Source organism: Thermomonas sp. S9 (assembly GCF_024704365.1).
In the GTDB taxonomy this organism is placed as follows: Bacteria; Pseudomonadota; Gammaproteobacteria; order Xanthomonadales; family Xanthomonadaceae; genus Thermomonas.
In genome coordinates, this window is record NZ_JAJDFY010000001.1 from 911,133 (window position 1) to 932,237 (window position 21,105).

19 protein-coding genes and 1 pseudogene are annotated in these 21,105 nt (G+C 69.6%); 15 read left to right on the forward strand and 5 right to left on the reverse strand.

What is annotated here, in order from left to right:
• Positions 1–21: 21 nt before the first annotated feature.
• From murL to LJB71_RS04535, 3 genes are all read left to right on the forward strand, one after another.
• Complete coding sequence (murL, locus tag LJB71_RS04525; RefSeq protein WP_259304736.1) at positions 22–1,383, forward strand: UDP-N-acetyl-alpha-D-muramoyl-L-alanyl-L-glutamate epimerase; 1,362 nt, start codon at positions 22–24, stop codon at positions 1,381–1,383.
• A 4-nt stretch (positions 1,384–1,387) separates the two neighbouring features.
• Positions 1,388–2,785, forward strand: a complete 1,398-nt coding sequence (murD, locus tag LJB71_RS04530; RefSeq protein WP_259304737.1) for a UDP-N-acetylmuramoyl-L-alanine--D-glutamate ligase — start codon at positions 1,388–1,390, stop codon at positions 2,783–2,785.
• Between the two features lie 83 nt (positions 2,786–2,868).
• Positions 2,869–3,651 carry a dienelactone hydrolase family protein gene (locus LJB71_RS04535; RefSeq protein ID WP_259303247.1) on the forward strand — a complete coding sequence of 261 codons (783 nt, stop codon included), beginning with the start codon at positions 2,869–2,871 and terminating at the stop codon, positions 3,649–3,651.
• Positions 3,652–3,672: 21 nt separating this feature from the next.
• On the opposite strand, the gene LJB71_RS04540 is transcribed toward LJB71_RS04535, so the two are convergent.
• Positions 3,673–4,671 carry a polyprenyl synthetase family protein gene (locus LJB71_RS04540; protein WP_259303248.1) on the reverse strand — a complete coding sequence of 333 codons (999 nt, stop codon included), beginning with the start codon at positions 4,669–4,671 and terminating at the stop codon, positions 3,673–3,675.
• A gap of 138 nt (positions 4,672–4,809) precedes the next feature.
• Between LJB71_RS04540 and ssb the strand changes: the two genes are divergently transcribed.
• Together ssb and LJB71_RS04550 are read left to right on the forward strand one after the other, a co-directional pair.
• On the forward strand, positions 4,810–5,301 hold the full coding sequence (ssb, locus tag LJB71_RS04545) for a single-stranded DNA-binding protein (RefSeq protein ID WP_259303249.1): 492 nt from the start codon (positions 4,810–4,812) through the stop codon (positions 5,299–5,301).
• 35 nt (positions 5,302–5,336) lie between these two features.
• Positions 5,337–5,834: an acyl-CoA thioesterase gene (locus tag LJB71_RS04550; protein WP_259303250.1), complete on the forward strand. Its 498-nt coding sequence runs from the start codon at positions 5,337–5,339 to the stop codon at positions 5,832–5,834.
• 102 nt (positions 5,835–5,936) lie between these two features.
• Here LJB71_RS04550 and LJB71_RS04555 read toward each other — a convergent pair whose 3' ends face one another.
• Positions 5,937–6,653, reverse strand: coding sequence for a C40 family peptidase (locus LJB71_RS04555; protein WP_259303251.1), 717 nt, complete (start codon positions 6,651–6,653; stop codon positions 5,937–5,939).
• 148 nt (positions 6,654–6,801) lie between these two features.
• On the reverse strand, positions 6,802–7,368 hold the full coding sequence (locus LJB71_RS04560; protein ID WP_259303252.1) for a C40 family peptidase: 567 nt from the start codon (positions 7,366–7,368) through the stop codon (positions 6,802–6,804).
• Positions 7,369–7,429: 61 nt separating this feature from the next.
• Here LJB71_RS04560 and LJB71_RS04565 point away from each other — a divergent pair, with 61 nt between their 5' ends.
• Together LJB71_RS04565 and LJB71_RS04570 are read left to right on the forward strand one after the other, a co-directional pair.
• Positions 7,430–7,912, forward strand: coding sequence for a peptidylprolyl isomerase (locus LJB71_RS04565; protein ID WP_259303253.1), 483 nt, complete (start codon positions 7,430–7,432; stop codon positions 7,910–7,912).
• A 46-nt stretch (positions 7,913–7,958) separates the two neighbouring features.
• A complete protein-coding gene (locus tag LJB71_RS04570) occupies positions 7,959–9,221 on the forward strand; it encodes an FAD-dependent oxidoreductase (RefSeq protein ID WP_259303254.1) in 1,263 nt (420 codons plus the stop codon).
• An 83-nt stretch (positions 9,222–9,304) separates the two neighbouring features.
• On the opposite strand, the gene LJB71_RS04575 is transcribed toward LJB71_RS04570, so the two are convergent.
• Positions 9,305–11,257 (reverse strand): alpha/beta fold hydrolase, encoded by a 1,953-nt coding sequence (locus tag LJB71_RS04575; RefSeq protein WP_259303255.1) that lies wholly within the window; start codon positions 11,255–11,257, stop codon positions 9,305–9,307.
• Between the two features lie 202 nt (positions 11,258–11,459).
• Positions 11,460–13,349: a DNA topoisomerase IV subunit B gene (gene parE, locus LJB71_RS04580; RefSeq protein WP_259303256.1), complete on the reverse strand. Its 1,890-nt coding sequence runs from the start codon at positions 13,347–13,349 to the stop codon at positions 11,460–11,462.
• Positions 13,350–13,568: 219 nt separating this feature from the next.
• Between parE and LJB71_RS04585 the strand changes: the two genes are divergently transcribed.
• The 8 genes and pseudogenes from LJB71_RS04585 to truD all read left to right on the forward strand — a co-directional run bounded on the left by LJB71_RS04585 (position 13,569) and on the right by truD (position 21,093).
• Positions 13,569–14,537, forward strand: coding sequence for a glucokinase (locus LJB71_RS04585; protein ID WP_259303257.1), 969 nt, complete (start codon positions 13,569–13,571; stop codon positions 14,535–14,537).
• Between the two features lie 150 nt (positions 14,538–14,687).
• Positions 14,688–16,355: a CTP synthase gene (locus LJB71_RS04590; RefSeq protein WP_259303258.1), complete on the forward strand. Its 1,668-nt coding sequence runs from the start codon at positions 14,688–14,690 to the stop codon at positions 16,353–16,355.
• Positions 16,356–16,363: 8 nt separating this feature from the next.
• The gene (gene kdsA / locus LJB71_RS04595) at positions 16,364–17,197 is read left to right on the forward strand and encodes a 3-deoxy-8-phosphooctulonate synthase (RefSeq protein ID WP_114960113.1); all 834 of its coding nucleotides are present in this window, start codon (positions 16,364–16,366) and stop codon (positions 17,195–17,197) included.
• Between the two features lie 23 nt (positions 17,198–17,220).
• Complete coding sequence (gene eno / locus LJB71_RS04600; RefSeq protein WP_259303259.1) at positions 17,221–18,513, forward strand: phosphopyruvate hydratase; 1,293 nt, start codon at positions 17,221–17,223, stop codon at positions 18,511–18,513.
• Positions 18,514–18,530: 17 nt separating this feature from the next.
• Positions 18,531–18,866, forward strand: coding sequence for a cell division protein FtsB (gene ftsB, locus LJB71_RS04605; protein WP_259303260.1), 336 nt, complete (start codon positions 18,531–18,533; stop codon positions 18,864–18,866).
• Positions 18,863–19,546 (forward strand): 2-C-methyl-D-erythritol 4-phosphate cytidylyltransferase, encoded by a 684-nt coding sequence (gene ispD, locus LJB71_RS04610; protein ID WP_259303261.1) that lies wholly within the window; start codon positions 18,863–18,865, stop codon positions 19,544–19,546. The genes ftsB and ispD overlap by 4 nt, the downstream gene beginning before the upstream one ends.
• Positions 19,543–20,026 (forward strand): annotated as a pseudogene (gene ispF / locus LJB71_RS04615) (2-C-methyl-D-erythritol 2,4-cyclodiphosphate synthase). Before ispD ends, ispF begins: the two are co-directional and overlap by 4 nt.
• On the forward strand, positions 20,023–21,093 hold the full coding sequence (truD, locus tag LJB71_RS04620; protein WP_259303262.1) for a tRNA pseudouridine(13) synthase TruD: 1,071 nt from the start codon (positions 20,023–20,025) through the stop codon (positions 21,091–21,093). Before ispF ends, truD begins: the two are co-directional and overlap by 4 nt.
• Positions 21,094–21,105: the final 12 nt, after the last annotated feature.

A 21,105-nucleotide genomic window follows, 5' to 3' on the forward strand; every position in this document is an offset into this window, starting at 1 on the left:
CCGCGCATGCAACGGATTCCCATGACCGACTGGACCTTCCACCGCGACGCCATCCGTACCTTCCGCTTCGTGCGCTGCGGCTTCGATGCGCAGACCGGCGTCGCGCAGCTGGTGTACGCCTTCGACGACGGCCCCGAACTGGTCGAGACCGTGACCGTGCCCGGCGCGCCGTTCGCACTCGACGGGGCGCGTGCGGCCGCGGTCCAGCGCGCCCTGCACCTGCTGCATCTGATCGCCGGGGTCAGCTACTACAAGGCGGCGGTGCCGGGCGAGATCCGCATCGAGGGCGCGCCCATCGACGCCGCCACGGCCGCGCTGCTGGAGCGCGTGTACCGCAACGGCCTGGGCGAATTCGCCTACCGCAACGGGCTGGACCTGCGCGACCGGCTGCGCTTCCCCGCGGAGGACGCGCCGACGCCGGCCGCCCCCGCGCTGGGCCTGCGCCCGCATGCGCTGGTCGCCATCGGCGGCGGCAAGGATTCGCTGGTCAGCATCGAGGCGCTGCGCGCCGAAGGCGTCGCCCAGACGGTGACGTGGATCGGCGGTTCGCAGCTGATCGCCGCCTGCGCCGCGCATACCGGGCTGCCCACCCTCAACATCGGTCGCCAGCTCGCGCCGCAGCTGTTCGAGTTCAACCGCCAGGGCGCGTGGAATGGCCACATCCCGGTGACCGCGGTGAACTCGGCCATCCTCGCGCTGGCCGCACTGGTGCTGGGCGTGGACCAGGTGGTGTTCTCCAACGAGCGCTCGGCCAGCTACGGCTCGCTGATCCCCGGCACCGGCGAGGTGAACCACCAGTGGTCGAAGGGCTGGGCGTTCGAGTCGGCGTTCGGCGACCACCTGCAGTCGCACGTGGCCGCGGACCTGCACTACTACTCCCTGCTGCGTCCGCTGAGCGAGCTGGCGGTAGCGCGGCAGTTCGCCAAGACCGACCGCTACGACGCGCATTTCTCCAGCTGCAACCGCAACTTCCACATCCTGGGCGAGCGCCCCACCAGCCGCTGGTGCGGGGTCTGCCCGAAATGCCACTTCGTGTTCCTCGCGCTGGCGCCGTTCATGCCCAAGCCGCGGCTGGTGGGCATCGTCGGCCGCAACCTGCTGGACGACCCGGCGCAGATTCCCGGCTTCGACGCGCTGCTGGAATACCAGGACCACAAGCCGTTCGAATGCGTCGGCGAGGGCCGCGAGTCGCGCGCCGCGATGGCCGCCCTGGCGCAGCGCCCGGACTGGCGCGAGGACGCAGTGGTGCGCCGGTTCGCGCGCGAGATCCTGCCGCAGCTGGACGCGGCGGAGCTGGCCATCGAACCGCTGCTGGTGCCGGCCGGCGAGCACCGCATCCCGGCCGCGCTGTGGGAGCGCCTGCGTGTCCGCTTCGCTGCCTGAACCCCTGCGCATCGCCGATCTGGCCGGGCGCCGGGTGGCGCTGTGGGGCTGGGGCCACGAGGGGCGCGCCGCCTACCATGCGCTGCGCGCACGCCTGCCCGCGCAGGCGCTGACCCTGTTCTGCGCGCCCGCGGAAGCCGTGCAGGCCGCCGCGCTGGGCGATCCGCACCTGGTGGTCGAGACGGTCGCCAGCGGCGAACGCCTGGCCACGTTCGAGGTGGTGGTGAAGTCGCCGGGCATCAGCCCATATCGTCCTGAAGCCGTGTTCGCTGCGCAGCGCGGTACCCGCTTCCTCGGCGGCACCGCGCTGTGGCTGGCCGAGCGCGCGGATGACGACGGTGCGATTGCCAACATGCTGTGCGTCACCGGCACCAAGGGCAAGAGCACCACGACCGCGCTGCTGGCACACCTGCTGCGCGCGGCCGGGCTGCGCACCGCGCTGGCCGGCAACATCGGGTTGCCGCTGCTGGAGCTGCTGGACGCGCAGGCGCAGGCGTGGGCGATCGAGCTGTCCAGCTACCAGACCGGCGACGTCGCCGCCGCCGGCGTGCGGCCGCAGGTGGCCATCGTCACCAACCTGCATCCCGAGCACCTGGACTGGCACGGCAGCGAGGAACGCTACATCGCCGACAAGCTGGCGCTGGTGACGCAGGCGAAGCCGCGGATCGCGGTGCTCAATGCCGCCGACCCGCGCCTGGCGGCGCTGGCGCTGCCAGGCAGCGAGATCCGCTGGTACGGGGATGCGCGCGGCTGGCATCTGCGCGGGGATGCGCTGTACCGTGGTGATCAGCCCGTGATGGACACCGCGCAGCTGCCGCTGCCGGGCCGCCACAACCGCAGCAACCTGTGCGCAGTGCTGACCGCGCTGGACGCGTTCGGGCTGGATGCGCTGGCGCTGGCGCCGCAGGCCGCCGCATTCCAGCCGCTGCCGCACCGCCTGCAGCCGCTGGGCGCGCGCGACGGGCGGCTGTATGTCAACGACTCGATCAGCACCACGCCGATGGCCACGCTGGCGGCGCTGGAGGTGTATGCGGGCCGCCCGGTCGCGGTGCTGGTGGGCGGGCACGACCGCGGACTGCCGTGGGACACGTTCGCCGACGCCATGCGCACCCGCGCGCCGCGCGCGGTGGTGACCCTGGGCCAGAACGGTCCGCGTATCCACACCCTGCTGGTGCCGGTGGCCGCGCAGGCGGGCTTTGCGCTGGAAGCCGCGTCGGACCTGGAAGAGGCGATCGGCAAGGCGCGCGCGGCGCTGCCGGCGGGCGGCGTGGTGTTGCTCTCGCCCGGCGCGCCCAGTTTCGACGCCTATCCCAACTATGTGGCGCGCGGCCGCCACTTCGCGCAGCTGGCGGGGTTCGATCCCGAGGCGATTTCCGGCATCGCGGGCTTGGGCATCGCCTGAAGAAGCAATCGGCGCGCGGATTCACGCGCGCGGAAAGCGCCGGCGGTATCGTACAGCCTCCCTCTCATCGACGAGGTGCTGCCATGCGCCGCCTGCTGCTTGCTGCAGGACTCCTGCTTGCCGCCGCCCCCGCATTCGCCGCCATGCAGACCCGGCCCGTGGAGTGGACGCAAGGTGGCGACCATTTCAGCGGCTACGTGGTGTACGACGATGCCAGCCAGGCGCCGCGCCCGGGCCTGCTGATGGTGCCCGACTGGTATGGCGTCACTCCGGCCGCGCTGGACAAGGCCCGCCAGCAGGCCGGCCGTGATTACGTGGTGTTCGTGGTGGACATGTACGGCAAGGGCGTGCGCCCGGCCGATGACAGGCAGGCGCTGGCGCAGGTCAAGATGCTGTACCCGAAGCCTGCGCTGATGCGCGCGCGCATGCGGGCCGCGCTGGAGGCGTTCAAGTCGCAGGCCGGCAAGGTGCCGCTGGATAGCACGCGGATTGGCGCGTTCGGCTTCTGCTTCGGTGGCTCCTCGGTGCTGGAACTGGCGCGCAGCGGGGCCAAGCTGGCCGGCATCGTCACCTTCCACGGCGGCCTGCACACCGAATCGCCGGCCGCGCCGGGGTCGGTGAAGACGCCGCTGCTGGTGCTCAACGGTGCGGCCGACGAAAGCCAAAAGACCGCGATCGTCCCGTTCGAGCAGGAGATGGACCGCGCCGGCGCCGACTGGACCTTCGTCAACTTCAGCGGTGCGGTGCACTGTTTCGCGCTGGAGACCGCCAACAAACCCGGCTGCAAGTACGACCCGCGCGCGGCGCGGCGCGCATACGCGATGATGCATCAGTTCTTCGACGAGCAGTTCGGGCGGCCGCGCTGAAGCGGGGCGGGGACCGCGGCGTCAGTGGTCGCGGCTGACGGCGTAGCGGGCCAGCCCGCGCAGCGCCTCGGTGTAGGCATTGTCCGGCAGCGCGGCGAGCGCGCCTTCCGCAGCGCGCGCATGCTCCAGCGCGCGGGCGCGGCTGTAGTCCAGGCTGCCGGCGCGCGCGATCGCCGCCTGCACCGCCGGCATCCCGTCGCGGTCGCCGTGCTCGACGATCCGCCGCAGCTGCGCGCACGTGGCCGCGTCCGCCTGCCGCATCGCGTGGATCAGCGGCAGGGTCATCTTGCCCTCGGCGAGATCGTCGCCCAGGTTCTTGCCCAGGGTGGCGGCATCGGCGGCGTAGTCGAGCACGTCGTCGGCGATCTGGAAGGCATAGCCCAGGGCCAGCCCGTAGGCGCGCAGCGCCTGCCGGGTGGCAGCGTCCGCGCCGGCCAGCAGCGCGCCCAGCTCGGTGGCGGCGGCGAACAGGATCGCGGTCTTGCGCTCGATCACGCGCAGGTAGGCGGCCTCGTCGGTGTCGGGGTTGCGCACGTGCAGCAGCTGCAGCACCTCGCCCTCGGCGATCATGTTGGTGGTGTCGGCGAGGAGCTTCTGCACGTCCATCCGCTCCAGCTCCACCATCAGCTGGAAGCTGCGCGAATACAGGAAATCGCCCACCAGCACCGAGGCCGCATTGCCCCAGACCGCGTTCGCGGTGCGGCGCCCACGGCGCAGCTCGGATTCGTCCACCACGTCATCGTGCAGCAGGGTCGAGGTATGGATGAACTCCACCACCGCCGCCAGCTGGTGCGCATCCGCGCCGCGGTGGCCCAGGGCACCGGCCGCCAGCAGCAGCAGCAGCGGGCGCAGCCGCTTGCCGCCGGCGCCGATGATGTATTCGGCGATCTGGTTGATCAGCACCACGTCCGAGGCCAGCCGGCGGCGGATCAGGGCGTCCAGGGCGGCCATGTCGGGGGCGGCCAGCGCCTGGATCGCCTTCAGGTCGGGCACGGCATGGGCGGCAAGGATGGCGCTCATCGGTCGGTGGTGCAGGGAAAGACCGCAGTATAAGCGCTGCGGGATTTTCCGACCCCGAGATGCGGCCTGTGCCGCTGGCCGGCCGCTATACTGCACAGGCATCGTCCACCACGGGCGAAACGAGACGAGAGGCAATACATGGCACGTGGCGTAAACAAGGTGATCCTGGTCGGCAATCTCGGCAACGACCCGGACGTGAAGTACACCCAGGGCGGCATGGCGATCACCACGTTGAGCGTGGCGACCACCAGTGTGCGCAAGGACCGCGACGGCAACCAGCAGGAAAAGACCGAATGGCACCGCGTCAAGCTGTTCGGCAAGCTCGGCGAGATCGCGGGCGAGTACCTGAAGAAAGGCCGCCAGGTCTACATCGAGGGTCGCCTGGAATACGGTTCCTACGAAAAGGACGGGGTGAAGCACTACACCACCGACATCATTGCCGACGAGATGCAGATGATCGGCGGCGGCGACGGCCAGCGTGGCGGCGGCGAGAGTGGCGGCGGCTACCAGTCCCGCGGTGGCGGCGACCGGCCGCAGCGCAGCGCCCCGGCCCAGCGTCGTGAGCCCGCGGCAGCGCCGCCGCCGGCCAGTTTTGACGACGTGCCGTTCGACGACGACATTCCGTTCTAATTGTCTCGCCGCGCACGCCGCGGCACGGAGCCCGTATGAGCGGTCGCCAGCGCCAGTTGCGCATGCGTTTCCTCGCCGAGCCGTCGGACGTGAATTTCGGCGGCAAGGTTCACGGCGGGATGGTGATGAAGTGGATCGACCAAGCCGGCTATGCCGCGGCGGTCGGCTGGAGCGGCCAGTACAGCGTCACCGTGGCAGTCGGCGGGTTCCGCTTCGTGGCGCCGATCCGGATCGGCGATCTGGTCACGGTGGAAGTCACCCTGGTGTATACCGGGACGACCTCGATGCATTTCGCGGTGGACGTGCGTGCGCGCGATCCGCGCGCGGACCAGGCCGAGGCGCGGCTGTGCACCCATTGCGTCATCGTGTTCGTGGCGCTGGCGTCACCGGAAGGGCCCCCGGTGCCGGTGCCGCCGTGGCAGCCGGCGACCGAGGAAGACCGGCGCCTGGCCGAGTATGCGCAGCAGGTGATGGCGCTGGCGCGCAATGCCGAGCAGGCGATCGCGCGCTACCGGCCGGACGCCGGCGGCTGATTCGAGCCGGCCGTGGGGCGGGCCTGGATGCGGCGACGCCGCCCGTGGGCGGCGTCGAAGTTCCATTTTCCCTGCTGCTGCGGCTGGGCGCCGCGCCGGGGCTCAGCCCGCGGTGGGCAGCCGGCGCGCTTCCATGTACTTCTGCGCCCAGTAGCCGCTGGTCAGGCTGGAAATGGTGACATCGCGCCCGGTGCGCGGCGCGTGCAGGAACTGGCCGTTGCCGATGTAGATGCCGACGTGGTCGATCCGGCCGCGGCGGCCGAAGAACACCAGGTCGCCCTCGGCCAGCGCGTCGCGGCTGACGATGCGGGTGCCTTCGCTGGCCATCGCGCGCGAGACGCGCGGCAGGTCGATGCCGATGGTGCGGAACACGTAGCTGACCAGGCCGCTGCAGTCGAAACCGCCCTCCGGCGAACTGCCGCCGTAGCGGTAGGGCGTGCCGAGCAGGGTGAAGGCGCGCTGCAACACGCTCTTGATCAGCGAGCTGCCGTTGGTGTCGGCCGTGGCGGAGGCGCTGCCGCCCTTCTGCAGCTGGTCCTGCGCCTTCTGCAGGGCCTGCAGCTGCGCGGCCAGCGGCTGGTTGTCGGGGGTGGCGATGGCGGCGGCGGCCGGCAGCGCGGCGGCGATCGCCGGCAGCGGCGCCGCCGGGGCCGCGAAGGCGGCCGGTGCGGTCGTGGCCGCTTCGCCGGCCTTGGCCGGCGGCGGGTTCGTGGCCCATGCCGGCAGGCTGGCGGCGGACAGCGCCAGCGCAGCGAGGGCGGCGGGGAAACGACGATGTCGGGGGACGGTATGGCCGTGGGGCAGGCGATCTGTCTTCACGCGGTCATCACAGTGCCGGAAACGAACGGGGACTATGCCCGCCCGTGGCCGGCAAAGGGTTCAGAAAACGTTAGGGAACCCGGAGATGAGCAGGCGCGTTGCCCTGTTCAGGTGGTGCCGGTTGCGAAAATGTGACGGGATTCACCCTTTAGTGCAGCAGCCGCCGCGCGCCGCGGTAATGATCGCGCCACCAGGGGCCGTCCAGATGGTCCAGCCGCACCGTGCCGCCGCTGCTGGGTGCGTGCACGAACCGGCCTTCGCCCACGTAGATCCCGACATGGCTGACCTCGCCACTGGAGCCGAAGAACACCAGGTCGCCGCCGGCGAGCCGTTCGGGCGGGATGCGCGGGCCTTCCAGCGCGGCCAGTTCGCGGGTGGTGCGCGGCAGGCGGATGTCGAGCATGTCGCGGTACACGTAGCCGACCAGCCCGCTGCAGTCGAAGCCGCCTTCCGGGGTGTTGCCGCCGTAGCGGTAGGGCGTGCCGACCAGGCTGATGGCGCGGATCAGCACCGCGTTGGCCTTGGCAGGGTCGGCCGGCGGCAGCACCGGCCAGGCATGGCCGCGGTCGGCGGACGGCCGCACGGGGCGGGGCCCGGGGCCGCCGCCGCAGCCGGCCAACGCCGCCGTCAGGAGCAGCAATGCAAGGCATGGCGCCAGCCGCGCGTAGCGTCGATAATGCGGTTCCGGTCGCTGGTTGCAGTCGGCTGGTCTCATCCACGCGCAGTGTCGGCCCATCCGCCGGCGATCACAAGCGCCCCACCGAAAGCGAGCACCCATGAAGATCGAAAAAGACCGCGTCGTCCGTTTCCACTATGCCGTGGCCGAAGCCGGCCAGGCCCCGATGGAACGCTCGAAGGACGTCGGCGAGCCGCTGGCCATCCTGTTCGGCCGTGGCCAGATCATCCCGGGTCTGGAGAAGGCGATGGAGGGGCGGCAGGCCGGCGACAGTTTCAAGGCCGCCGTCGCTGCCGCCGAGGCCTACGGCGAGCGCCGGGAAGGGCTGATCCAGCGTATTCCGAAGAAGAACTTCGGCGACATGAAGCTGGAGCCCGGCATGCAGGTGGTGTTGAACACCAACTTCGGCCCGCGCGCGGTCACCATCGAGAAGGTGGGCATGAGCGTGGTGGACGTGGACCTCAACCATCCGATGGCGGGCAAGGACCTGGAGTTCGACATCGAGGTGGTGGACGTGCGCGAGGCGTCCGAGGAAGAGCTGGCGCACGGCCACGTGCACGGCGAGGGCGGCCACCACCACTGACGGCGGCGCCTGTCCCGCGCTGGCGCGGGGCAGGACAGGGGGCGACATGGCGACAGGTGCGACGGTCGATTGCCTGGTGGTGGGCGCGGGCGTGTCCGGGCTCGCCACCGCGCTGGCGCTGGTGGAGGCCGGGCGCGAGGTCACCGTGATCGACGCCGGCACGATCGGCAGCGGCGCCTCGCACGGCAACTGCGGCACCCTCACGCCCAGCCACGCTCCGCCGCTGGCCGGCCCGGGCACGCTGGCGCGGGTGCTGCGCTGGATGTTCACCCCGGACGCGCCGCTGTACGTCAAGCCCAGCCTTTCGCCCAGCCGCCTGCGCTGGTTCCTGGGCTTCGCCCGCCGCTGCAACGCGCGCGACTACGCCGCCAGCGCGCGCGCCAAGTACGCCCTGCTGGCGGATTCGCGCCAGCGCATCGCGGACTGGATCGCCCGCCACGGCCTGGAGTGCGGTTTTCACGAATCCGGCGAGGACTATGTCTTCCGCACCCGCCGCGCGCTGGAGTCGGAACTGGAGGATCTGCCCCTGCTGCGCGCGCTGGGGATCGACGTCGAGGTCTTTGACGGCGCTGCCTACGAGGCGCAGGAGCCGGCGCTGAAACCCGGCGTGGCCGGCGCCATGCGCTTCAGCGGCGATGCCGCGCTGCGGCCCGACCACTACGTGTCCGAACTGGCGCGCGTGCTGCGCCTGCACGGCGGGCACGTGTTCGAGCGTTGCCAGCTGCGCGGCCTGGCCCGCGATCGCCACGGCCTGCTGGCAGACACCAGCCGCGGCCGCATCCAGGCCCGTGACGTGGTGCTGACCACCGGCGCCTGGGCGCCGCTGCTGGCGCGTGCGGTCGGCCAGCGCTGGCTGCGCGGTGCGATCCAGCCCGGCAAGGGTTATTCGATCACCTACGCGCCGCCCGCGCTGCTGCCGAAGCGGGCGCTGGTGTTGATCGAGCCCTCGGTCTGCGTCACGTCCTGGCGCGGCGGCTACCGGCTGGGCAGCACGATGGAGTTCTCCGGCTTCGACGACAGCCTGAACGAGCGTCGCCTGGGCGCGCTGGAGCGCGGCGCGACGGAGTTCCTGCGGCAGCCGACCGGGCCCGAGGTGCAGGAGAAATGGTGCGGCTGGCGGCCGATGAGCCGCGACGACATCCCGCTGATCGGCCGCGCCCCCGGCCAGCCGGGCCTGTGGCTGAACCTCGGCCACGGCATGATGGGCGTGGGCATGAGTGCCGGTGGCGGCCAACTGCTGGCCGATCTGATCACCGGACGCGCGCCGGACCTCGACCCGGCCCCGTTCGATCCCGCGCGCCTCGCCTGAGGCGGGCGCGCAGCGCGGCCCGGATGCAGAAGGGCGGCTTGCGCCGCCCTTTCCGATGGGTGCCATGGCCGGGCTGGCCGCGCTCAGTTGCCTGCGGGCGCGGCCCCGGGGCCGATGTACTTGCCGAGGAATGCCTCCATCCGCTTGTAGAGCTCGGCGCGGTTCTCCGGCTTGTAGAAGCCATGGCCTTCGCCCTCTGCGATGAATGCTTCGACGCTTTTTCCCTGTGCTTTCAGAGCGGCTTCCATCGCCTTGTATTGGCTGAAGTCGGCTGTTTTATCATCACGCCCATGGATCAGCATCACCGGAACACCAATCGCATCGGCGTGGCGGGCAGGCGAAATCTTGGCTAACGCATCGGAGTCGGTGCCCAGTGTTCTGTCGAAGAACCTTCGCGAACGCTTCGATATCCCGTAATTTTTGTCAGTTTTGAGCATCAGCGGGAGGTCGTAGACACCGACGTAACCGATCGCGCAGCGATACATGCCAGGGTTGAGGATCGGCTGGATCAGCGCGGTATAGCCCCCGAAGCTTGCCCCAGAGGTGCAAATTCGCTTGGGGTCCGCCAATTTGTTGGCGATAGCCCAATGAACTCCATCGGCGATGTCATTTTGTATGGTGGTGCCCCACCCCTGCCAGCCGCTTCTCTGGAATGCCTCGCCGCGTCCGCCTGACCCCCGATAATTGATCTGCAATACGGCATAGCCGCGACTGGCAAGGAACTGAACCTGCTCATCGAAGCCCCAGGTGTCATAGATGCCGAATGGCCCTCCATGTGCCATTACGATCATGGGCTTCGGCCCGCTGCCCTTGGCAGTGAAGAAGCCAAACAGTTTCTGCCCATCGCGGCTGGCGAACTCGATCGGGCGGGTCTGGGCCAACTCCTCTGCTTTCAGCCCCGGCAAGTAATCGATGATTTTCTGGGCTTTGCGCGCAGTGCGGTCATAAACGTAATAACTACCAGGGTCGCGGTCGGACCAGACGCTGAACAGGACCTTGTTGCCATCCCGACTGAAGCCCCTGAACGACACCATTTCGCCGGGGAAGGCGGCCATCAGTCCGGAGTGGAGTTTGGTCCACTCCGAATTCGGCTCCAGATACTGTAAAGCGGGTTTTGCGGCATCGTAGGTCACGGCAAACGGGATGCCGTCTAGGCCAGAATAGAGAAACGCACTGACCGCAACATCCGGATCACCGGCCAGCTTCATGCGAGTGCCGGCCTTGAGGTCTATTTTGTAAGCCTGAGCAGGCTCAAGGGCATCCGTCACAAGCGCATAGACAGTGTTGTTGTCTGGCGCAAAGCGCACCGAATAGATCAGTCGGCCTGCTATGGATTTTGGCAGCGGCTGCCAGGGATCGCCTTTGTTTTTGCGGTATGCAAGCACGGGCTCGTCATTTTCGTCCCAAGTGGTCCGAAAGCGCGGTTCTCCGCCCTGGTCGAACTGGTATGAGGCCAGGCGGTCGCCGCGCTCGATTTCCTTGCGCTCGCCGGTGCGGGTATTGACCTTGAAGATTACGGTATCCGGCTCTTCACCACAGTCCCAGCAGGTGAAGTCGACGAGCGCCATCCCGGGCTCGTTATGCAATACTTTCGCGATTACCGATATGCCGCGATCTTTGCGCTTGCCGCGCTTGGTTTCAGTGTCGGGAACGAATCCGAACAGGATATCCTGATTCTTTGCCTTGATGTTGGTGCTGTAAAGCTCGCCCAGGGATACCGGTCTGGCCTTCAATGGTTCCAGCGATGCGCGTGATACGACCAACTGGTCATCCGCTGTCCAGTGGATGTTGGAAACATGTTGCTGGCTTCCGAAGCGCATGACTTGGGACTTGCCAGTTGCCAGATTTGTCACTTCGAGTGACGTCTCCATGCCATCTTTCGACGGGACTGCAAGCGCGATGTATTCGCCGGACGGCGACAATTCGACCTCCCAGGCCTCTGGGCGCTTGGTGAACTGTTCTGCTGGAATCGTTTGCGCATGCGCAGCCGGCAGCAATGCCAGTGATGCTGTCAATGCAAAAAAGAAATGTCGCATGTTCTCCCCGTAGCGTAGCTTACAACCCGGCATAGGATACCCACAAAACTCACGCTTTGGACTCCCTTTCGCTGGATTGATGGGTTGCTCACGCCTCAAGCGTCGCCAGGTCGCCCTTCTGCTCCAGCCGCGCCGCGGGGGATCGTCCGCGGCAATGAAGGTGGGGCCGTCGCAACGGCCGGGGGGCGATGGCGCGCCGGGTTCAGACGTCAAGCGTCGCCAGGTCGCCCTTCTGCTCCAGCCAGCTCTTGCGATCCGCAGCGCGCTTCTTGGCCAGCAGCATGTCCATCAGGCCGGCGGTGGCGGCGTCGTCGTCCACGGTCAGCTGGACCAGGCGGCGGGTGTCCACGTGCATGGTGGATTCGCGCAGCTGCTGCGGGTTCATCTCGCCCAGGCCCTTGAAGCGGGTGACGTTGACCGGGCCCTTGAGCTTCTCGCGCTGGATCTTCTCCAGCAGCAGGCGCTTTTCCTCTTCATCGAGCGCGTAGAACACCTGCTTGCCCACGTCCACCCGGAACAGCGGCGGCATCGCCACGAACACGTGGCCGGTGCGCACCAGTGCGGGGAAGTGCCTGAGGAACAGCGCGCTGAGCAGGGTGGCGATGTGCAGGCCGTCGCTGTCGGCATCGGCCAGGATGATGATCTTGCCGTAGCGCAGCCCCTCGATGTCGTCTTTGCCGGGGTCGCAGCCGATCGCCACCGCCAGGTCGTGCACCTCCTGCGAGGCCAGCACCTGCCCGGATGCCACCTCCCAGGTGTTCAGGATCTTGCCGCGCAGCGGCAGGATCGCCTGGAACTCTTTGTCACGTGCCTGCTTGGCGCTGCCGCCGGCGGAGTCGCCCTCGACCAGGAACAGCTCGGTGCGCGACAGGTCCTGGCTGATGCAGTCGGCCAGCTTGCCCGGCAACGCCGGGCCCTGGGTCACTTTCTTGCGGACGATCTGCTTCTCGGTCTTGAGCCGCGCCGAGGCGCGCTCGATGGCAAGCTGGGCGATCTTCTCGCCGAGCTCGACGTGCTGGTTCAGCCACAGCGAGAACGCGTCGTGGGCGGTGCCTTCCACGAACCCGGCGGCCTGCCGCGAGGACAGGCGTTCCTTGGTCTGACCAGAGAACTGCGGGTCGGTCATCTTCAGCGACAGCACGAAAGCGATGCGATCCCACACGTCCTCGGGCGCCAGCTTGACGCCGCGCGGCAGCAGGTTGCGGAAGTCGCAGAACTCGCGCAGTGCCTCGGTGAAGCCGGTGCGCAGCCCGTTCACGTGGGTGCCGTGCTGGGCGGTGGGGATCAGGTTGACGTAGCTTTCCTGCACCAGCTCGCCCTCGGGCACCCAGGCCACCGCCCAGTCCGCGCCCTCGGTGTCCTTCTTCAGCGACCCGACGAACAGCTCCGGCGGCAGCAGCTCGCGGCCGTCGAGCTCGTCCTTCAGGTAGTCGCGCAGGCCATCCTCGTACTGCCACTGCACGCGCTCGCCGCTGGCTTCGTCGAACAACGCGACGGCCAGCCCCGGGCACAGCACGGCCTTGGCGCGCAGCAGGTGCTTGAGCGCGCGCAGGTTGAACTTCGGCGTGTCGAAGTACTTGGGGTCGGGCCAGAAGCGCACGCGGGTGCCGGTGTTCTTCCTGCCCACCGCGCCCACCACCTGCAGCGGCGAAGCGCGGTCGCCGTCGGCGAAGGCCATGTGGTATTCGCTGCCGTCGCGCTTGATGAACACATCGACCTTCTTCGACAGCGCGTTGACCACGCTCACGCCGACGCCGTGCAGGCCGCCGCTGAAGGTGTAGTTCTTGTTGCTGAACTTGCCGCCCGCGTGCAGGCGGGTGAGGATCAGCTCGACCCCGGGGATCTTCTCCTCCGGATGGATGTCCACCGGCATGCCGCGGCCGTCGTCGGCTACCTCGCAGCTGCCGTCGGCGTGCAGGGTCACCTCGATGCCCTTCGCGTGCCCGGCCAGCGCCTCGTCCACCGCGTTGTCGATCACCTCCTGCGCCAGGTGGTTGGGGCGGCTGGTGTCGGTGTACATGCCGGGCCGGCGCTTGACCGGGTCCAGACCGGAAAGAACTTCGATGTCGGCGGCGTTGTAGCGGGTGTTCATGCGTGCGGACTGCGTGGGGACGCGGCAGGATGGGCGCGCGCGCGGTCGTGGTCAAGCGCGGGCGCGGCCGCTGCCGGCAGGGGCCATGGCCTACAATCCTGGCGGCGCTGGCGCATCCAGGTCGGCATCGGCAATCGGTTGGCATTCGGCGGTATTCGGCGGCGGCGCGGGGAGGTTCGATTGGGGGAGGCAATGGGCAGTGGCGCGACGGCGCCCGGGATGCGGCTGGTAGCGGCCGACGTCGGCGGCACCTATGCGCGGCTGGGCCTGGTGGATCTTGCGGACGATGGGTTCCGCGTCGGCTTCCACCGCCGCTACGCATGCGCGGCCTTCGCCAGCCTGGCGGCGGTGCTGCGCCAGTTTCGCCACGAGGCCGAGGCGGCGGGCGAGCGTGACATCCCGAAGGTCTGCGTGGTGGCCATTGCCGGCGTATTGCAGGGCGATGCCCTGCTCAACGGCAATCTGGCCTGGCCGGTATCGCTGGCGGCGACCCGGCGCGATGCCGGCATCGCGCAACTGCATCTGGTCAACGATTTCGAGGCGCTGGCGTGGGCGCTGCCGCGCATTCCGCGGGCGCAGTTCCTGCCACTGGGGGAGCCGGACGGCCTGCCGCGGCCGGTCCTGCTGCTGGGCCCGGGCACCGGGTTGGGCGCCGCGCTGCTGGTGGAGCACGCGGGGCGGCTGGTCGTGCAGCCCAGCGAGGCGGGGCAGGCCGCGCTGGCGGCAGGCACGCCGCTGGAGCTTGAGGTTGTACGTCTGCTGCAGGCGCGCTTCGGCCACGTGGCCAGCGAGCGGGTGTTCTCCGGGCCCGGACTGGTGACGCTGTACCAGGCGCTGTGCGCGCTGCGCAACCTGCCGCCGCGCTGGCAGGCGCCGGCCGAGGTGGTGGCGGCAGCGGACGGCGGACAGGACCCGCTCGCCGCCGAGGCAGTGAGCCTGCTGTGCGGCTGGCTGGGCAGCTTCGCCGGCGACCTGGCGCTGGTCTTCCGCGCGCGCTCGGTGTGCCTGGCCGGCGGCCTCACCGGGCATTTGCTGCAACACCTGCGCGATGGCGCGTTCATGCGGCGCTTCCTCGACAAGGGCGTGCTGTCCGACACCCTGCGCCAGGTCCCTGTGCACGCGTTGGAGCACGGCGACCTCGGCCTGGTCGGGGCCGCAGCCTGGCTCGCGGCGCAGCCGCGCACCTGAGGCGGGCGGTGTCTGCCCCGTCGGCGGAGCCGCTGGCAGCCCGCTTTGTGTATCCGGATCAATGGCTTAAGCCTGCGCGGCGTGGCGGGCGCCGTGCACGCGCCCGGGGCTTGCCGCTAGAATGCGCATTTCCAGCGACATGCTGCCGCCATGACATCCCCCGTTTCCCATACGCCCCTGCTGTTCGTCACCGGGGGCGTGGTGTCCTCGCTTGGCAAGGGCATCGCCGCCGCCTCGCTCGCGGCCATCCTCGAAGCCCGTGGCCTGCGGGTCACGATGATGAAGCTCGATCCCTACCTCAACGTCGATCCGGGCACCATGAGCCCGTTCCAGCACGGCGAGGTCTATGTCACCGACGATGGCGCCGAGACCGACCTCGACCTCGGCCACTACGAGCGCTTCGTCAATACCCGTCTGTCCGGGCGCAATTCCGTCACCACCGGCAAGATCTATGACACGGTGATCCGCAAGGAACGCCGCGGCGATTACCTGGGTGGCACGGTGCAGGTGATCCCGCACGTCACCGACCAGATCAAGCATTGCATCGACGCCGCCACCGCCGGCTTCGACGTGGGCATCGTGGAAATCGGCGGCACCGTGGGCGACATCGAGTCGCTGCCGTTCCTCGAGGCCATCCGCCAGCTGCGCATCGAGCGCGGCGCGGACAAGGCGATGTTCATGCACCTGACCCTGGTGCCGTACATCGCCGCCGCCGGCGAGCTCAAGACCAAGCCCACCCAGCACTCGGTGAAGGAGCTGCGCGGCATCGGCATCCAGCCGGACGTGTTGATGTGCCGCAGCGAGAAGCCGCTGCCGGCGGGTGAGCGCCGCAAGATCGCGCTGTTCACCAACGTGCCGGAGAAGGCGGTGGTGTCGGCGATCGACCTCGACAATATCCACAAGATCCCGCGCTGGCTGCATGCGCAGGCGCTGGACCAGATCGTGGTCGAGCAGCTGCGCCTGCAGGACAAGGCGCGCGCGGCAGACCTGTCGGAATGGGACGCGGTGGTGGATGCCGCCGAGCACCCGGACGACGAGGTGACGATCGCGGTGGTCGGCAAGTACATCGACCACAAGGACGCCTACAAGTCGGTGGCCGAGGCGCTGAAGCACGGCGGCCTGCGCCAGCGCACGCGGGTGAACCTGAAGTGGCTGGAGGCCGGCGACGTCGAGCGCGAGGGCGCGGCCGCGCTGCTGGCCGACGTGGACGGCGTGCTGGTGCCGGGCGGGTTCGGTGACCGCGGCTTCGAAGGCAAGGTGCTGACCTCGCAGTACGCGCGCGCCACCGGGCTGCCGTATTTCGGCATCTGCTACGGCATGCAGGCGGCGGTGGTGGACATGGCCCGCCACGAGGCCGGGCTGGCCGGCGCCAACAGCACCGAGAACGACCGCAACACCGCGCATCCGGTGATCGGCCTGATCACCGAATGGCGCACCCAGAGCGGTGAGGTCGAGCGTCGCAGCGAGGAGTCCGACCTCGGCGGCACCATGCGCCTGGGCTTGCAGGAGCAGCGCATCAAGCCGGGCACGCTGGCGCACGCGCTGTATGGCAAGGACGTGGTCGCCGAGCGCCATCGCCACCGCTACGAATTCAACAACCGCTACCGCACCCAGCTGGAGGCCGCCGGCCTGGTGATTTCTGCCGTGTCCATGGATGATCTGCTGGTGGAGATGGTGGAGCTGCCGCAGGCCGTGCATCCGTGGTTCCTGGCCTGCCAGGCGCATCCCGAGTTCCTGTCCACGCCGCGCAGCGGGCATCCGCTGTTCATCGGCTTCATCCGCGCCGCCCGCGAACGCCGGGCGGGCAAGCAGAAGTGAGCGCATCCATGGATCTTTGTGGCTTCAAGGTCGGGCTGGACCAACCGCTGTTCCTGATCGCCGGTCCCTGCGTGGTCGAGAGCGAGCAGCTGCAGATCGACGTGGCGGGGCAGCTGAAGGAGATCACCGGCAAGCTCGGGATCCACTTCATCTTCAAGTCCAGCTTCGACAAGGCCAACCGCACCTCGCTGCACAGCTTCCGCGGCCCGGGCATGGAGGAGGGCCTGCGCGTGCTGGCCGAGGTCAAGCGCCAGCTGGGCGTGCCGGTGCTCACCGACGTGCACGAGTACACCCCGATGGACGAGGTGGCCGCGGTGGTGGACGTGCTGCAGACGCCGGCGTTCCTGGTGCGCCAGACCGATTTCATCCGCAAGGTCTGCGAGGCTGGCAAGCCGGTCAACATCAAGAAGGGCCAGTTCCTGTCGCCGTGGGACATGAAGCCGGTGGTGGAGAAGGCCAGGTCCACCGGCAACACCCAGATCATGGTCTGCGAGCGCGGAGCCAGCTTTGGCTACAACAACCTGGTCAGCGACATGCGCAGCCTCGCGGTGATGCGCGACACCGGCTGCCCGGTGGTGTTCGATGCCACCCATTCGGTGCAGCTGCCGGGCGGGCAGGGTACGAGCTCGGGCGGCCAGCGCGAGTTCGTGCCGGTGCTGGCACGCGCGGCGGTCGCCGTGGGCGTGTCCGGCCTGTTCATGGAAACCCATCCCGACCCCAGCAAGGCACTGTCCGACGGCCCCAACGCCTGGCCGCTGGGCAAGATGGAAGCGCTGCTGGAAACCCTGCTGGAACTGGACGCGGCGACCAAGCGCGGCGGCTTCCTGGAACAGACCCTCTGAACATCCCTGGACGATCCAACACGATGACCACGATCACCCGCATCCACGCCCGCGAGATCCTCGACAGTCGCGGCAACCCCACCCTCGAGGCGGAAGTGACCCTGGCCGATGGCAGCTTCGGCCGCGCCGCGGTGCCCTCGGGCGCGTCCACCGGCACCCGCGAGGCGGTGGAGCTGCGCGATGGCGACAAGACCCGCTACGGCGGCAAGGGCGTCTTGAAGGCGGTGGGCAACGTCAACGGTGCGATCGCCGCGGCGCTGGCCGGCTTCGATGCTGCCGACCAGGCCGGGTTGGACAAGCGCCTGATCGACCTCGACGGCACCGAGAACAAGGGCCGGTTGGGCGCGAACGCGCTGCTGGGCGTGTCGATGGCGGCCGCGCATGCGGTGGCGGCCTCGCGCAAGCAGGCGCTGTGGCAGTCCCTGGCTGGCATGACCGGCGCGACGGCGATGCTGCCGGTGCCGATGATGAACATCATCAACGGCGGCGCGCATGCCGACAACAACGTGGATCTGCAGGAGTTCATGATCCTGCCGGTCGGCTTCGACCGCTTCTCCGAGGCACTGCGTGCCGGTGCCGAGGTGTTCCACGCGCTCAAGAGCGTGCTGAAAGGGCGCGGGCTGTCCACCGCGGTCGGCGACGAGGGCGGCTTCGCGCCCGACCTGCGCAGCAACGAGGAAGCGCTGGAGACCATCCTCGAGGCGATCGGCAAGGCCGGCTACAAGGCTGGCGAGGACATCGCGCTGGGCCTGGACGCTGCCGCCAGCGAGTTCTTCGAGAACGGCAAGTACCAGCTGACCGGCGAGGGCAAGCGCCTGTCGGCCGAGCAGATGGTCGAGTTCCTCGAAGGCTGGGTGCGCCAGTACCCGATCGTCAGCATCGAGGACGGCATGGCCGAGCAGGACGCGGCCGGCTGGAAGCTGCTCACCCAGCGCCTTGGCGCCCAGGTGCAACTGGTGGGCGACGACAATTTCGTCACCAATCCGCGCATCTTCCGCCAGGGCATCGCCGATGGAATCGCCAACGCGATCCTGATCAAGGTCAACCAGATCGGAACCCTGAGCGAGACGCTGGAGGCCATCGCGATGGCGCAGGCGGCCGGGTATGCCGCGGTCGTCTCGCACCGCTCCGGCGAAACCGAGGACACCACCATCGCCGACATCGCGGTGGCGACCACCGCGACCCAGATCAAGACCGGCTCGCTGTGCCGCAGCGACCGCGTGGCCAAGTACAACCAGCTGCTGCGGATCGAGGAGCAGCTGGGCGCCGCGGCGCGCTATGCCGGGCGCGAGGCGTTCGTGTCCCTGCGGCGCTGAAGGCGGCCGGGGCGGCGGTGAAATCCATGCGCTGGCTGCTGTTGGGTCTGCTGCTGTTGCTGGCGGCGCTGCAGTACAAGCTGTGGTATGGCAGTGGCGGCCAGCGCGACGTAGCCGCGCTCAAGGCGCAGGTCGCCGCGCAGGCGGCCGAGAATGCGCGCCTGCAGGCGCGCAATGATGCGCTGGCGGCGGAGGTGGCCGACCTCAAGGGCGGCGGCGAGGCGGTGGAGGAGCGCGCGCGCGTCGAGCTGGGCATGGTCAAGCCCGGCGAGACGTTCTACCGGGTGATCGACCGCCCGGCGTCGGCCGCGCCGGCGCAGCCGCCTGCGCATGAAGAAGAGCCTTCGCAATGAGCTGGGCGCTGATCCCGGCCGCCGGACGCGGCCTGCGCTTCGGTGGTGCGCGTCCCAAGCAGTACCTCGAGGTCGCCGGCAAGCCGCTGCTCGCGCACGCAATGGATGCGCTACTGGCGCATCCGCAGGTGGAGGGTGCGGTGATCGCGTTGGCGGCGGATGATCCCTACTGGCCTGGCTGGACCACGCGCCGGGGCAAGCCGGTGATCACCTGCACCGGCGGCGGCGAGCGCGCCGATTCGGTGCTGGCCGCGCTTGAGGCACTGCCTGCGAGCGTCGCCGACGATGCGCTGCTGCTGGTGCACGATGCCGCGCGTCCCAACCTGCACGCGGATGACATCGGCAGGCTGATCGCGGCCGCCGAGGCCTGCGCGGAGGGTGCCATCCTCGCCGCGCCGGTGCGCGACACCCTCAAGCGCGCGGACGGCGATGGCCGGATCGCGGCCACCGAGCCGCGCGAGCGCTTGTGGCGCGCGCTGACCCCGCAGGCGTTCCGCCGCGACCTGCTCCGGCGTGCGCTGCTGGCGGCGCGCGCGGACGGCGTGGTGGCCACCGACGAGGCGATGGCGGTCGAACGCCTGGGCCTGCGCCCGCGGCTGGTGGAAGGTCGCGAGGACAACCTGAAAGTGACCACTCCGGCGGATCTCGCGCTGGCGGCCTTCCTGCTGGAGAACCGCTGATGACCGACATCCGCATCGGCCAGGGCTTCGACGTGCATGCCTTCGGCGAGGGCGACCACGTGATGCTGGGCGGCGTGCGCATCCCGCACGAGCGCGGCGTACTCGCGCATTCCGATGGTGATGTCGCGCTGCACGCCCTGTGCGACGCCATGCTCGGCGCGCTGGCGCTGGGCGACATCGGCCGCCATTTCCCGCCGTCGGACGCGCGCTGGAAGGGCGCCGACAGCCGCGCCTTCCTCCGCCACTGCGATGCGCTGCTGCGCGCGCGGCTGGCGGGTCGGCAACTGCGACCTCACCGTGGTCTGCGAGGCGCCCAGGGTCGGCCCGCATGCGCAGGCGATGCGCGAGGTGATCGCGACCGACCTCGGCATCGGCATCGAGGCGGTCAGCGTGAAGGCCACCACCAGCGAAAAGCTCGGTTTCACCGGTCGCGGCGAAGGCATCGCCGCGCAGGCGGTCTGCCTGCTGGTGCGCGCGTGAGCGATGCCGGACTGCCGGAGGAGGCTCCGCGCGATCCGCTGCCGCGCGCGCATGGCGCGCCGGTGCTCGCCGCGCGCATGCGCAGCACGGCCGCGGACTTCTTCGTGGAGGAACTGCCCGGGTTCGCGCCCAGCGGAGCCGGCGAGCACCTGCTGCTGACGGTCGAGAAGCGCGGCATGAACACCGCGTTCGCCGCACGCCGGATCGCGCAGTGGGCGGGCGTGGCGGAGTCGGCGGTGGGCTACGCCGGGATGAAGGATCGCCACGCCGTCACCCGCCAGCGCTTCAGCGTGTGGCTGCCGAAGAAGCAGGCGCCGGACCTGGCCGCGCTCGAGGCCGACGACCTGCGCGTGCTGGAGCATGCCTGGCACGCGCGCAAGCTGCCGCGCGGCGCGCTGGCCGGCAACCGCTTCGTGCTGGTCTTGCGCCAGGTCACAGGTGAGCGCGCGGCGATCGAGGCACGGTTGCAGGCGCTGGCCGAGCGCGGGCTGCCCAACTACGTCGGCGAGCAGCGCTTCGGGCGCGGCGGCGGCAACGTGGCGCAGGCAGTGGCGATGTTCGCCGGGCGCCGGGTCAGGCGCGAGGAGCGCGCGCTGCTGCTGTCGGCGGCGCGTTCGGAACTGTTCAACCGGGTGCTGGCGGTGCGGGTCGCGCAGGACTGCTGGGATCGCCCGCTGGAGGGCGAGATGTGGCTGCTGGACGGCCGTCGCAGCGTGTTCGGGCCGGAGCCGTTCACGCCCGGGCTGCAGGCGCGGCTGGACGCGTTTGACATCCATCCCAGCGGCCCGCTGTGGGGTGCGGGCGAACTGCGCAGCGCGGGTGCTGCCCGCGAACTGGAGCTGGCCGCGCTGGAAGGCGATACCGCCACCCGCCTGCGGCGCGGGCTGGAAGAGGCGGGCCTGGCGCAGGAGCGCCGCGCCCTGCGCCTGCGCCTGCAGGACCTGGCCTGGGGCTGGCCGGCGGAGGATGTGCTGGAATTGCGCTTTGCGCTGCCGCCCGGCGGCTATGCGACGACCGTGTTGCGCGAGCTGGGCGCGGTCGTGGATGCGGCCGCGCCATCGCAATGAGCGGGACGCCCC